This is a genomic window from Acinetobacter sp. UBA6571, assembly GCF_002434085.1.
GTDB lineage: Bacteria > Pseudomonadota > Gammaproteobacteria > Pseudomonadales > Moraxellaceae > Acinetobacter > Acinetobacter radioresistens.
Map to the genome: position 1 here is coordinate 1 of NZ_DJJJ01000050.1, position 13,604 is coordinate 13,604.

The window sequence follows — 13,604 nt, forward strand, 5'->3', positions numbered from 1 at the left end:
CACGCTGTTTACCACGAAAATCTGCTACTTCGCCTTTAGGATCTACTGTAAAAATAACGCCGTTATCGACTGCGAGTCGTAACCGGAGTGGATCAGCTTCATCGGTAGAAGAAACATTTTGCGAAAATACAGGCACCAGACTTTTTGCTTGCGCAAGCTTTGGCAGTGGATTCGGTTTGGCCTCTTCTACTTTAATTTTATTACTTGAGCAACCGATCAGCGCAGCTGATAATACTGCCATTGCAAATGATATTTTATATTTTCTATCCATTAAGACTCATCCACTTGTGTTTCCAAAATAGGGCGTTCGATTGCAGGATCATCAACTAAAACGCCTACACTTTCGAGTTTAATTTGTAAAATTTGTCGTTCTTTTTTACGCTCAGCAAGTGCATCCCATGCGCTCTGATAAGCTTTTCTTGCTGAGGCAATATCATTTTTTGCCACATACACGTCGCCACGTGCTTCTTCAGCAGTAGCTTTAAAAGCCGGATCAGTTACATCAGCCAGAGTATTAAGTGCCGCATCATATTTGTTTTGAGCCAATTGGGCATAAGCCAAGCGCAGTTTCAATACATGAACCAGACCTTCATCCTTGAGTTTAGTCGCTTCCACCCGCTTGAGTGCTTTTTCTGCTGCAGCATAATCACCACGGTCATAAGCCTGCTTAGCCATTACAAACTGGGCCTGAAGTGCATGTACAGAATCAGGCGCTTCTTTCACAATCTTGTCAGCAGATTGTGAAAGTGCATTCAGGGCATTAATATCCTGACTATTTACATTTCTGGCTTCATCCATAAGCTGCTGCACCTTGGCAGTACGCATCTGGTTCTCAGCCAGAGTTTTCTTTTGCCAGTATTCCCAGCCAAAAAAGGCAATTAACGCAATTAAAATACCGCTAATAATGGCAGAGCCATATTTTTTGGTAAATGACTTTAAATTATCTAGCTGGTCTTCATCACTTAATGCGTTCATGTGATTATCCTTTTTTGTTTATATTCTCGGCTTATTCGGAGGCAAGCTGTTCAATCAGGTACGGCGTAAGATTATCTATTTCAACTTCAACCTGCTCTGCATTTTCCAGACGTTTTACTGTCAGCTTCCGGTTTTCCCATTCGCGCTGCCCCAGAATCACGGCAAAAATTGCTCCAGACTGATCGGCCTTTTTCATTTGGCTTTTCATGCTGCCCTGTGATCCGGTTTTTAGGCGGAATGGACTGTTAGCTGCCTCAAACTGGTTACGGAACTGTTCTGCCATGACTAGGACTTTCCCCTGATAAGCAGGTTCTGCCAGCAAGAATATCTCGCAGTCACGCACGGCAGTATTATCTTCAACCTGTTCAAGCAGAAGTAATAAACGTTCCATTCCCATAGCAAAACCCACAGCCGGTACAGACTGGTCTGCTTTACCTTTAAGCTGGCCTACTAAACCGTCATAACGGCCGCCGGCACACACTGTGCCCTGTGAGCCTAAATGAGTGGTGGTCCATTCAAAGACAGTTTTGTTGTAATAGTCGAGACCCCGTACCAACTTTTGATTAATGACAAAACTAATGCCTGCATCAGTCAAATACTGTTGCAACAGGTTAAAGTGCGCCAATGTTTCCTCACCCATAAAGTCATGAAGTTTTGGCGCATTTTCTAAAATAGATTGAGTTTTAGCATCTTTGGAATCCAGAATTCGCAAGGGATTCGTGGTTAAACGGCGCTGTGAATCTTCATCCAGATCTGCTTTATGTGATTCTAGAAATCCGACCAGTGCTGCACGATAAGCTGCACGTTCATCAGCTTCACCCAAGGTATTTAGCTCTAACTGAACTTTGTCTGCCACCCCCATACGTTTCCACAGACGTGCAGTCATCAGAATCAGCTCTGCATCCATATCTGGCGTTGCTACACCAAAAGTTTCGACCCCAAACTGATGAAACTGACGATAGCGGCCTTTTTGCGGTTTTTCATAACGGAACATCGGACCGATATACCACACACGAGGCGTCGCTCCGCGCAGCAGGTTATGCTCAAGCATTGCACGCACACAGCCTGCCGTTCCTTCAGGACGTAATGTCAGAGACTCCGGCGGATTACCTTTGTCCAGAAATGTATACATCTCTTTTTCAACAATATCGGTTGCATCACCGATCGAACGTTTAAACAGATTCGTCTGTTCAACTATCGGCAAACGGATTTGTTGATAGCCATATGCATCCATCAAAGATGACAGATGCTGCTCTAGACGTCTCCAGGCCGGGGTCTGTGCTGGAAGAATGTCATTAAAACCTTTGATTGCGACAATTGAACTCATGATGAACTACGAATGATCTCTTTAGATTTAGCTTCTTCAAGCTCGGAAACACGTTGACGAACCATAGTTTCGATTTCATCAACCAGCTGATTGGTATCAATTAAATGACTTTTTTCACCATTACGGTACACCAGTGAACGTGGACTTGCACCCACTACACCAATATCGGCTTCTTTAGCCTCGCCCGGACCATTGACCTTACAGCCAATTACGGAAACATCCATAGGTGTACGGATATCTTCCAGACGCTCCTCTAAAGCCTGCATAACTTTAATCACGTTGAATTCCTGACGTGAGCAGCTTGGACAGGCAATAAAGTTGATACCATTGGAGCGCAGACTGAGCGATTTTAAAATATCAAAACCGATTTTAATTTCTTCTTCAGGTTCAGCCGCCAGGGAAATACGCATGGTATCTCCGATGCCTTCCATTAACAAACCGCCTAGCGCAATGGCGGATTTGACAGAGCCTGTCCGGTAGACACCTGCCTCAGTCACACCTAGATGCAGCGGATTATCAATCTGCTGTGACAAGAGGCGATAAGCATCCATAGTCAGAAATACATTAGAAGCTTTAACCGAAACTTTAAACTCCTGAAAATTCAGGCGATCAAGAATGTCAATATGGCGCATCGCTGACTCAAGCAATGCCTGCCCGGTCGGTTCACCATATTTTTTCTGAATGTCCTTTTCCAGTGAACCAGCATTTACTCCAATACGCATAGAGATATCATGATGTCTGGCTGCAGCGACTACTTCACGGATTTTGGCTTCAGAACCAATATTTCCAGGATTAATACGCAGGCAATCTGCGCCAAAATCAGCAACAGCCAAGGCAATTTTATAGTCAAAGTGAATGTCAGCCACCAAAGGCACACTTACTTGCTTACGGATTTCACCAAATGCCTTTGCCGCTTCCATACTTGGCACTGAAACCCGCATGATATCCGCTCCAACATCTACACAGCGCTGAATCTGTGCAACTGTTGCAGCCACATCACAGGTTTCGGTATTGGTCATACTCTGGATACTGATGGGAGCATCACCTCCCACATACACTGAACCGACACGGATTTTACGTGTCGGCCGGCGTTTAATCGGATTTTCAATCATTGCATCGCTCTACTGTTGCGAATTAGCGAGACAAACGGAATTCTGCTTTTCCGTTCACCGTATATGGAGACAATGAAATCTGCTCACTATTTAAACTGAGTGATACTGCGGTCGCATCATCAAGACGGATCTGATATGGGCTTTCACCGCTTAGTGTCAGGGTGGAATCCTGACGTCCTGTCGCCAGCACCTTACCTGTCGCATCAACTATATGAACAGAGGTAGGCCGGGTAAAATTCAAGACCAGCTGATCACCAGATGCTGCTGCATTCGGACTGTTATCCAGATCAACAACCTGAACCTCTGACTGGGCTACAGCTGGACGCTCAGTTTCGTCCTTTTTACCTGATGTCCAATTCTGGATAGCAGCCACCACCAGCCAGACTAGCAGTAGAATCACAGCTGCCACAATAGCCCGTTTTATCCATTTCCGGTTACGGTCACTGTTAGAACCAGGCAGTTTACCCATAATTTTAATCGGGGAGTTATTCAGTGCATGATTTGGCAGCAGGCCGGTATCATTGGCATAAATCTCATCAAACCGCTGGATAATAGCAGTTGCATCCGTACCCAGATATTTAGCATAAGAGCGGTAATAACCTTTAATAAATGCTGCCTCAGGCAGGGTTTTATAATCATCCTGCTCAAGCGCCTTCAAAGTCTTTAAAGGTATTTTAAGGTCAGCCGCCACAGTTTCAAGTTCAAGGTTTTTTGCAATACGGATATGGCGTAAATACTCACCAGGACGTTGAACATTTCCTAACGCATTCGGCGCTACGTTAGAGCTAGAACCAGTAGGTTGCTGTGAATTAGGATTTACTTCCATACGGCCTCAGTACTGTGCTGTAATTGCAAATAACGTTGATATTCTTGGCTGTCCGGGAACAAGGCACGTAACTGGTTCACCAAAACTTGTGTTCCCATTTTATCATCATTGGCACGCGCAATTCGAATTCCGATCCAAAGAGCACGCGCACCCTGATTCTTTTGCCCTACACGACGCACATATTGTTCATAAAGCTGTGTAGCAGCAGGAATCTGTTGCCGCAAATAGAAAATTTCCGCTAACTCTAACATTGAAATGGAAGAATCGCGGTTAGCTTGCAATGCCTGTTTGAATGTTTTTTCAGCATTCGCAACATTGCCGAGCTTAAGATAAATTCGTCCCAGATTTTCAAGCGCCTGGTAACGCTGCTCATAGCCTAAAGTTGCACCAGCAATTTCCAGTTGTTCGATCGCATCTTTATAACGACCGATCTGGTACAAATAGGCGCCATAATTATTACGCGCCTGTGCATTTTTAGGCTCAATTGAAATAGAGCGTCTGAAATAACTCTCAGCCTTGTCCAGATTTAGCTGACTCCCCTCTTGCTGGAGCAGTACTCCCATCATCATGTTCGCAGTGGCGTCTCTGGAATCAACTTCAAGTGCCTGGTCTAGTGCCCGTTTAGCAGCATCCAGATCACCCGATTTAATATATTCCGCTGCCAGCTGGGTTCGAACCTTGACTGCCTTTTCTGGATCCTTACTGAGGGTATCAGGAGTCTGGCAAGCAGTAACAAGCAAGGCCGACAAAGTCACTGTAAGTAATACAAATGTTTTATACACCGGCTTTCTCAACTGCTTTTCTCCTCTCAGGTTTATCTATCCATGAGAGCGCATAATTTCATTGCGCTCTGCTACTTTCTTTTTCCATTGTTCAGCACGACGGGTACGGTCCGCAACCTGTCCCACCAGCTGGCCGCAGGCTGCATCGATATCATCACCACGAGTCTGACGAATCGTACACACAAAACCCGCATCCGACAAAGCTTTTTGAAAAGCAATAATACGGTTGCGGCTAGAGCGGCCATAAGGAGCATGCGGGAACGGATTAAACGGTATGAGGTTAATTTTGCTTGGCAGGTTCTTTAACAGCCTGATCATCTGCTGGGCATGCTCAAGTGAGTCATTTACCCCGTCCAGCATGACATATTCAATCGTAACGTGTTTGCGTGCACTTTCATTGCCATCTTTATTGATGTAACGCTGACAGGCAGCAATCAGCTGCGCCAACGGATACTTTTTATTGATGGGAACCAGCTCATTACGCAGTTCATCATTTGGCGCATGTAAAGAAATTGCCAGGGCTACATCAATATCCTGTGCCAGCTGGTCAATTTTAGGCACTACACCTGAAGTCGACAATGTGACACGGCGCTTGGACATCCCATAAGCAAAATCATCCAGCATAATATGCATGGAGCTTAAAACCGCATCATAGTTTAAAAGCGGTTCGCCCATTCCCATCATGACCACATTGGTCACGGAGCGGGTGCGTTCAGCTACCGGTACATCTTCCATATAAGACTGGTTAGCTACCCATAACTGCCCGATAATTTCATCAGGTGTTAAGTCACGCTGAAAACCCTGTTTACCGGTAGAGCAAAACGAGCAGTCCAAAGCACAACCGACCTGTGAAGAAATACATAGGGTTTTGCGCAAACCGGTCTTATCTTCTGCTGGAATCAGTACGGTTTCTACCAGTGAGCCTGTGCCATCTCCAACACGAAAAACCCATTTACGCGTACCGTCTTTAGAATAATGACGGTGCACCACTTCAGGTGCCTTGATTTCACATAACTGTTCTAGCTTGGCACGCAGCTTTCCAGAGATATTGGTCATCTCGGCAAAGTCGGTCACAAAATATTGATGCATCCATTTCATCACCTGACCGGCACGGAACTTTTTCTCTCCAAGCTTTTCGAAAAAATTTTCCAGCTCAGCACGAGACATGCCCAGCAGATTCACCTTTTTCAGCGCACTATTTGAGGCTTGAGTAGCAGGTGAAGGCTGTTGTTCATCTGTTGACGGAGATGAAACGACCACTTCAGAACTCATGTGTATTACCTAACTCATGTCAGAGATCAATGGGAGTTGCTCAATATTCAAGCAATAAATTCTTTAGAGAATAAAAAAACCAGATAAGTATAATAACACTTATCTGGTTTAAATGCTGTCAATTAACGAGTGCGTGGGCAGATCTCGTTGTCAGCAAAGAAGTAAGCAATTTCACGCTCAGCAGATGCAACTGAGTCTGAACCGTGAGCAGCATTTTCATCAATAGAAGTTGCGAAATCTGCACGGATAGTACCAGGAGCTGCTTCTTTCGGGTTAGTGGCACCTAGAATGTCACGGTGAGCAAGCACTGCATTTTCACCTTCAAGTACAGATACAACTACTGGACCAGAAGTCATGAATGCAACCAGGTCACCAAAGAAACCGCGTTCTTTATGTTCAGCATAGAAGCCTTCAGCTTCAGCTTGAGTCAGGTGTTTCATTTTAGTTGCAACGATTTTTAGGCCAGCTTTTTCAAAACGAGCAAAAATATCACCGATGTGGTTTTTAGCTACTGCATCCGGCTTAACAATAGATAGAGTACGTTCAACTGCCATGATTGGCTCCTTAACTGAAAATTTAAACGTCAAAAATTTGGCGCATTATACCTGAGGTCATACGCGATAAGCAGCTTTGAATATGTAAAAAGTTTAGGTTTTTTTAGCTATTTTTAGCGGACTTCATCAATCCAGGCCATTTGAATCGCTTCAAGTAGTCCTTCAGTTGATTTTTCTGGATTATCACTAAACTCAGGTAATGCACAAACCCAGGCATGTAGGTCAGTAAAGCGTACCCATTGTGGGTCCACTTCAGGGTGTGCTTCAGAGAGCTCAATGGCAATATCAATGGTATCTGTCCAGCGTAAACCCATAATCCAAGTTTCCATCATTTATTTACTGTTACGCTACTTTATCAATTCCGTCTGGGTAGAGATAGTCTGGAGATAAAAACTTATAACTTAAAGTATAAGCTCAAACCAGGGAGCACAGTAGATCAATACTCCTGCAACGCCCGCACCCAGAATAGCGCCAACCAGTACATCACTCGGATAATGCAGCCCTAGAACCATGCGTGAAACAGCTACCAGTACCGTAAAAGGCAGCATAAGTATCATAAGTACAGGCTGTACATAGCCCAAACTTACCGTCGCCAATACTGCATGTAGCGTATGTCCTGAAGGAAAGCTGAAGTGATCCAGAGGGCGCTCACCCAGAATGATGACCTGATGTACCTGATAAGGTCTGGGTCGAGTAGTTTTACATTTTAAGAACTTATAGAGACCTGTTCCAAGCAGCCCACCCAATGATAAATAGATAATTTGCAGACTATAAGCCAATCCTTTAAGCATCCAGACAGCTGCCAGCATTACATACCAGAAAGCTCCATCGCCTAGCCGGCTGATTATTTTAAAAAACAGGGCTATACGCTGTGAATGGGAAAAGTGATTAAGATATAGGCAACCTTTTAAATCAAGGTCTAATATTCTAATTTTGGCATTTCTAAATCTCATTATTATTCTCCTCTTTAGAAAAAGGATGCTAGGTGGTCATGACGGACTCCTGCACGACTTGGTAGAGCGCCTGCTCAAGCTGTTGTACTGGCTGCTGCCAGCCTGCATGCTGAACCCGCTTGCGGGCGTTTAGGCCCATTGTTCTTAAAACAGCATTCTCAGGCAGGTTCTCAATTGCCCTGCTTAAATCATTTATATCTTTTAAAGGGCTGAGCCACCCCGTTTGCCCGTGTTCAACATATACATGGGCACAAGCATAATCATAAGCGATTACAGGTAAACCGCTAGCCATCGCTTCTAAAACTACATTTCCAAATGTTTCGACCTGGCTGGCAAAAGCAAATACATCAGCACTAGCGTATGTAGTCGCCAATACTTCTCCACTTAAATTACCAGTAAAGATCACATTCGAATTCTGGACCATTTTTTGTAAGCGTGAACGGTCCGGTCCATCGCCAACAATGACTAATTTAGGTGATGACTCTTTATTGCTATAGAGCCGTGCATGACTTTCAATCAGCACATCTACTTCTTTTTCAGGAGAAAGCCGCCCCACATATAACAGAACTTTCGTATCGGCAGTTACTCCCCAGCTTTTACGCAACTGCTCAGAGCGTTTCTCCGGATTAAATTGTTGTGGATCTACTCCACGCGCGATCACTTTTAAAGGGCAAGAGACCCCCATATCTTTTAGCAACTGCTCGGTATCCTTGCTGGGTATACAGGTCAATTGGGTACTATTATGAAACCAGCATAAATATTTCTGGACAGGTTTCACCAGAAAAGCCAAATCAAAGAAACGGCTAAAATCCTGAAAAGGAGAATGAAAACCGCTTGAAACAGGAATACCAGCTGACTTTGCCGCCTGTAATGCTGTTAATCCTAGCGGCCCTTCTGTCACAATATGCACCACATGAGGCTTGAAATCATCTAGTGCCTGGGAAACCTTTAAATACTGGGGCCAGCCAAAATGCAGTCCCGGATAGCGTGGAATCGCTTGCGAAACCACCAGACATTCCCGGTTGGGAGTAAAATGTGGACATGTCTGATGCTGATGTGGCCGGATGAGTAAAATTTTATGGCCTTGCTGTTGCAGACCTTTACAAAGCTGTAGCAAAGATAAAGCTACGCCATTAATTTCGGGTGGCCAAGTTTCGGTGACCAAGGCAATTTTCAGGCGTGGACGGACTATTCCCTGAATCAGCTCAACTTCAGAGGTAGAATTAAGCTGCTGGTTTTTAAAATAGAATCTGAAATTTTCTGGAAAATCCTGCTGCTTGAAGGCTGTAGCGTATGGATTAGACATACGTCACCTGACTGATCTAGTTATTCTCATATATTCACTATAGAAGTCATGCTTGACAGAAATATGATCAGGTCATGACAGTTTTCTGACAGCTCATATAAAAAGCACGCCGAAGCGTGCTTTTTTCACTGATACACCCTAGTGTTTTAAGCTTGACCTTTTAACTTGGCATAGTCTAAAAGCACATTTGCAGCTTCAGAAACGAAGGTTTCTTCCTCGGGTAATGGTGGACGTTGAGTAGCTTTCATCTTGGCACGTGATTCTGCTAATGCTTCCAGTGAAGCCTGATAGCTTTCCCAATTAGCATAAGGTTTTTGGCCTGCGATTTGGCGACGGGCATTTTCAGCAGCCAAGGTTTTCTGTTCAAGATCCTTTAACTCAGCCTTGCGTTGATCAATGTCCAGCGCAAGCTGTTTTTTCTCTTTGCCGGCCTGAGAGATGGCTTTACGTTGTTCCAGATACTTAAATTGTGGATCAAGCTTTACGCGCTGGCTGGATAACTGGGCCAGTTGGGCAACATAAGGCTGAATAGATCCTTCACGCTTGAAAGGTGCAGTTGGAATAGTATCCCACTTTAAGGCATTTTTAGCTTTACGCTCGCCAAATTCCTCATCATAAATATCGACCAGTTTAATATCAGGAATGACACCCTTATTCTGGGTACTGCCACCTGTAACGCGGTAGAATTTACGCTGTGTCAGTGTAGCCTGTCCATATGCCAGAGTATCCAGCTGCACTTGAGCAGTCCCCTTACCGGTGGTAGTACTGCCAATTACAATACCACGCTCATAATCCTGAATAGCTGCTGAATAGATTTCACTTGCTGAAGCAGAAGCCAGATTGACCAGTACCGCCAATGGGCCGGCATAGGTTTGTAATCCACCATCATTATCTTCAAAGACGCTGACATTACCGTTACCATCACGGATTTGCACTACCGGGCCTTCCTTGATGACCTGACCCAGCATACGTGCGACTTCTTCTAGTGAGCCTCCAGGATTATTGCGCAGATCAATAATTATTCCTTCTACATTTTTAGCAGAAAGTGCACGTAATGCATTATTGGTATCCTCTGAAACCGAGCGATACTCCGTACCTGCACGACGTGCGCGGTAGTTCAGGTAGAATGACGGAATTTCAATTACACCAAACACATGTTTTTTACCATCACGGTTGATTTCAACCGTCCGTGAACGGACTCCTGCATCTTCTTCCTGAATGACATCACGAACTAAAGTGACGGTACGGGCCTGTCCCATTGAAGCTCCACTACCTAAAAGCTTTAAGGTTACTTTGGTGCCACGCTTGCCTCGAATCAGTCCAACAATTTCTGCACTTGGCCAACCAATGACGTCAATCATTTTGCCGCCATCTTGTGACACCCCGATAATTCGGTCACCAGATTTCACTTGTCCCGATTTACCAGCCGGACCACCTTCTACAATTGTTTCAATTTTAGTGTAGTCTTCATTACCACGTTCCGGCCGGATTGATACCCCGATGCCTTCAAGCTGTAAAGTGGTCTGACGGTTCAGCTCCATTGCATCAATTGGCGGGAAATAGTTACTGTGCGGATCATAAGTTGCCAGCATAGCATTCAAGGTTTTGTCCAGCACATCGTCACTCTTAATGCGACTGATACGTTCCAGCTGACGGGTATACCGTTTGGTGAGGGTCTGAACCGGGGACAAGTCCTCAAAACTGGAAAGATCCTGGCCGTTTGCCAGCTCCGGGTTATCTTTAATCGCTTTTTGCTTGGCCAGTTCTTCTTCTTTAGTGATAGTCAGGTTAATCAGCTGGGACACCAGCATTTTCCGCCAAAAATCTTGCTGCTCGGCAGTTGTTTTAAAATAAGGTGCCTTCTCTCGGTCCGTTTCAATGAAGACATTCGGCTGTTTCAAATTCTGCTGTTTCTTAAGTTCATTAAGCATGAACTGGTAAAACGCAGCTAGACGCTGACGGTACTGTGCATGAATTGTATAGGGTCCAGACAGATCTCCCGCCTTTAAGGATGCGCCAAAATTTGAACCGTATTTATTTTTATATTGCTCGACTTCCGGCTGTAGAAATAGTGAATGGTCTGGATCAAGGCTGTCCAGATACATCTCCAGAATCCGATTGGATGTCTGGGCATCAAGACGCATATTTAAGTAATGCTGACGGTCTACCAAAGTTGCCAACTGACGTGAAACCAGAGCCTGTTCCTGGGTCGGCTGAAGCGATACAGAAGAAACAGCCGTTTGATTGGTTGCAGCAGTTGCCTGACTAATGGCATGTGAAAAGAACAGTCCCCCAGTTGCCACTGCAACTGCACAAGCGAGCATTTGAAGTTTCATAAATAATTAATACTTCCTTGGATATTCCCAATTACACCACGATGTTTCCGAAATGAACAAAGCGAATTCAATATCTTAAACAGGCCGAAAAGTTGTATCGTGTAGTTTTATCATATTCTGTACCCACAAAATGTAGCAAAACATTGCTGAATTCAGGTATTGTTTTAATTAAAGATCTTAATACGGAACCCCATATGATTGGCGCACTAATGCTCGATATCGCCGGTACAACCCTGACCTTAGAAGATATTGAACTATTAAAGGCTCCGCAAGTCGGCGGCATGATTTTATTTTCACGGAATATTGAGTCTCCTGAACAGGTCCGTACGCTGACTGATCATATGCGCCTGATTCGTCCAGATATTTTAATTGCGGTAGATCAGGAAGGTGGCCGGGTACAGCGCCTTAAAACCGGCTTCACCCTGCTACCTGCCATGGGCCGTTTTGGTGAAGTCTATCAGCAGAATCCAGAAGCTGCTCTGGACCTCGCAGAAAAATGTGGCTGGCTTATGGCAACTGAAGTTCTTGCTGTAGGGATCGATTTTAGTTTTGCGCCCGTGCTCGATATCAATGCCATTAGTGATGTCATTGGTGACCGGGGTTTTGCTTTGACCCAGGCTGATATTATTCCTCTCGCACACGCTTTTATTCAAGGTATGCACCGTGCCGGTATGGCCACTACAGGTAAACATTTCCCAGGCCACGGTAATGTCAAAGCAGACTCTCACGTGGCCGCTGCCATTGATAACCGTAGTTATGATGAAATTTATCAGAATGACATGCAGCCCTTTATTCAATTACAGTCCGAACTGGATGCACTCATGCCGGCTCATGTGATTTATGAACAGGTTGATTCTAAACCAGCCGGTTTTTCCGAGTTTTGGGTACAACATATTTTGCGTAACGAACTTAAATTTGATGGTGTATTATTTTCAGATGACCTGACCATGCAGGCCGCTTGTGTGGCTGGTGGTGCTGATGCGCGTATACAAGCTGCACTGCAAGCTGGCTGTGATATGGGTCTGGTTTGCAATGACCGTACAGCTGCCCGTCTGGCACTGAGCGCCATTCAGGATTTCCCATTACCAGACCAGCAACGCCTGGAACGGATGCGCGGTAAAATCCCAGATATTTTACCTAAATCAGGACTTGAACTGGGTACCGAATGGCAACAAATCAAACAGGAAATTGAAGCATTTAAAGCCAATAGCTGCCATTAAGCGGTTAAAGTCAAAAGAGCATTACACATGCTCTTTTTTCTTATATAAATAGCAACTGATTAAAATAAAAATGAGGATTTATTCATGACACGAGAGCTGTCTAGACACCGGCATATTTCTTTTACTGCTCATTATACTGGTTATATTTGGTATCAGATGGGAATTTCACATCCTGAACTTGCTACGTCCAAGGGTAAAAGTCTGGCGATGCTGGTTAAACCGGTAGAAAGCTGGGCAGAGAAATTTATAGGCGCCAGTATGCGCAGCTCTTTGAAACAGCGTCATGAAATGCTAGATGATGCGCTTAAACAGTTGCTTGAGCAAACACCAAATTTACAGGTTCTGGAAATTGCCTGTGGATTATCACCACGTGGTTGGTGGTTTAGAAAACATTATCCACAAATCGACTATCGTGAACTGGACTTGCCAGCAATGGCACACATCAAACAACAAGCACTACAACAGATTGACCCTAATAGCCCAGAAGTTTTATCTGTTGATTTATTTAGTGAAAACTTTAAACAGGTTTTTGAAATTTTTGATCCTAAACGTCCTTTAGTTGTTATCAGTGAAGGATTAGTCAACTATTTTGACCTGACTCACTTAAAACAGCTGATCAGCAATATTTCTCTTTATGGCAGTAAGTTTAGAACATTACATTATCTGACCGATCTTTATCCCCAGCCCCAAGGCAGACGTCTGGCAAAGGTCATGTGGAGCAGCAGTAAATTATTAAAATGGATGTCACGTAGTGCTTTTACTTTCCATTTTCAAAATCCGGCTGAAGTACAGCAATTTATACAGAACGCAGGTTTTGATGAGGGTGAGGTTATTCAACCTGCAGATTCTCTTTATTCAAAAGGCTCCAAGCCGGCTCAAGAGGCCCGGTCACACGATATTGTCTGGATGGTTCATGCACAAAAAAAACAGCGTATATGACG

At 44.4% G+C, this 13,604-nt stretch carries 13 protein-coding genes and 1 pseudogene; 2 read left to right on the forward strand and 12 right to left on the reverse strand.

Going from position 1 to position 13,604, the window contains the following annotated elements; all coding sequences use genetic code 11:
* The 12 genes and pseudogenes from B3X18_RS09035 to B3X18_RS09090 form a co-directional block, all read right to left on the reverse strand.
* Positions 1-271: pseudogene (locus B3X18_RS09035) on the reverse strand (outer membrane protein assembly factor BamB); the annotation flags it as partial.
* Positions 271-975, reverse strand: a complete 705-nt coding sequence (locus B3X18_RS09040; RefSeq protein WP_034688339.1) for a YfgM family protein — start codon at positions 973-975, stop codon at positions 271-273. The pseudogene B3X18_RS09035 and the gene B3X18_RS09040, both read right to left, overlap by 1 nt.
* A 31-nt stretch (positions 976-1,006) precedes the next feature.
* Positions 1,007-2,302 (reverse strand): histidine--tRNA ligase, encoded by a 1,296-nt coding sequence (gene hisS / locus B3X18_RS09045; protein WP_005023391.1) that lies wholly within the window; start codon positions 2,300-2,302, stop codon positions 1,007-1,009.
* Positions 2,299-3,414 (reverse strand): flavodoxin-dependent (E)-4-hydroxy-3-methylbut-2-enyl-diphosphate synthase, encoded by a 1,116-nt coding sequence (gene ispG / locus B3X18_RS09050; protein WP_005016500.1) that lies wholly within the window; start codon positions 3,412-3,414, stop codon positions 2,299-2,301. The genes hisS and ispG overlap by 4 nt, the downstream gene beginning before the upstream one ends.
* A 22-nt stretch (positions 3,415-3,436) precedes the next feature.
* Positions 3,437-4,240, reverse strand: a complete 804-nt coding sequence (locus B3X18_RS09055) for a helix-turn-helix domain-containing protein (RefSeq protein ID WP_005023389.1) — start codon at positions 4,238-4,240, stop codon at positions 3,437-3,439.
* On the reverse strand, positions 4,231-5,034 hold the full coding sequence (gene pilW / locus B3X18_RS09060; RefSeq protein WP_005016505.1) for a type IV pilus biogenesis/stability protein PilW: 804 nt from the start codon (positions 5,032-5,034) through the stop codon (positions 4,231-4,233). Before pilW ends, B3X18_RS09055 begins: the two co-directional genes overlap by 10 nt.
* A 24-nt stretch (positions 5,035-5,058) precedes the next feature.
* Positions 5,059-6,294, reverse strand: coding sequence for a 23S rRNA (adenine(2503)-C(2))-methyltransferase RlmN (gene rlmN / locus B3X18_RS09065; protein WP_005023387.1), 1,236 nt, complete (start codon positions 6,292-6,294; stop codon positions 5,059-5,061).
* Positions 6,295-6,416: 122 nt separating this feature from the next.
* Positions 6,417-6,848, reverse strand: a complete 432-nt coding sequence (ndk, locus tag B3X18_RS09070; RefSeq protein WP_005016515.1) for a nucleoside-diphosphate kinase — start codon at positions 6,846-6,848, stop codon at positions 6,417-6,419.
* Positions 6,849-6,961: 113 nt separating this feature from the next.
* On the reverse strand, positions 6,962-7,162 hold the full coding sequence (gene iscX / locus B3X18_RS09075) for a Fe-S cluster assembly protein IscX (RefSeq protein ID WP_005016518.1): 201 nt from the start codon (positions 7,160-7,162) through the stop codon (positions 6,962-6,964).
* Between the two features lie 87 nt (positions 7,163-7,249).
* Entirely contained in the window at positions 7,250-7,801 is a 552-nt protein-coding gene (locus tag B3X18_RS09080) for a phosphatase PAP2 family protein (RefSeq protein WP_005023384.1), read from the reverse strand.
* Positions 7,802-7,829: 28 nt separating this feature from the next.
* On the reverse strand, positions 7,830-9,107 hold the full coding sequence (locus B3X18_RS09085) for a glycosyltransferase family 4 protein (protein WP_034670258.1): 1,278 nt from the start codon (positions 9,105-9,107) through the stop codon (positions 7,830-7,832).
* Positions 9,108-9,253: 146 nt separating this feature from the next.
* The gene (locus B3X18_RS09090; protein WP_026443929.1) at positions 9,254-11,443 is read right to left on the reverse strand and encodes a carboxy terminal-processing peptidase; all 2,190 of its coding nucleotides are present in this window, start codon (positions 11,441-11,443) and stop codon (positions 9,254-9,256) included.
* A 194-nt stretch (positions 11,444-11,637) separates the two neighbouring features.
* On the opposite strand from B3X18_RS09090, the gene nagZ reads away from it, so the two are divergent.
* Positions 11,638-12,663 carry a beta-N-acetylhexosaminidase gene (nagZ, locus tag B3X18_RS09095; RefSeq protein WP_017400717.1) on the forward strand — a complete coding sequence of 342 codons (1,026 nt, stop codon included), beginning with the start codon at positions 11,638-11,640 and terminating at the stop codon, positions 12,661-12,663.
* An 84-nt stretch (positions 12,664-12,747) separates the two neighbouring features.
* On the forward strand, positions 12,748-13,602 hold the full coding sequence (locus B3X18_RS09100; RefSeq protein WP_005023376.1) for a class I SAM-dependent methyltransferase: 855 nt from the start codon (positions 12,748-12,750) through the stop codon (positions 13,600-13,602).
* Positions 13,603-13,604: the final 2 nt, after the last annotated feature.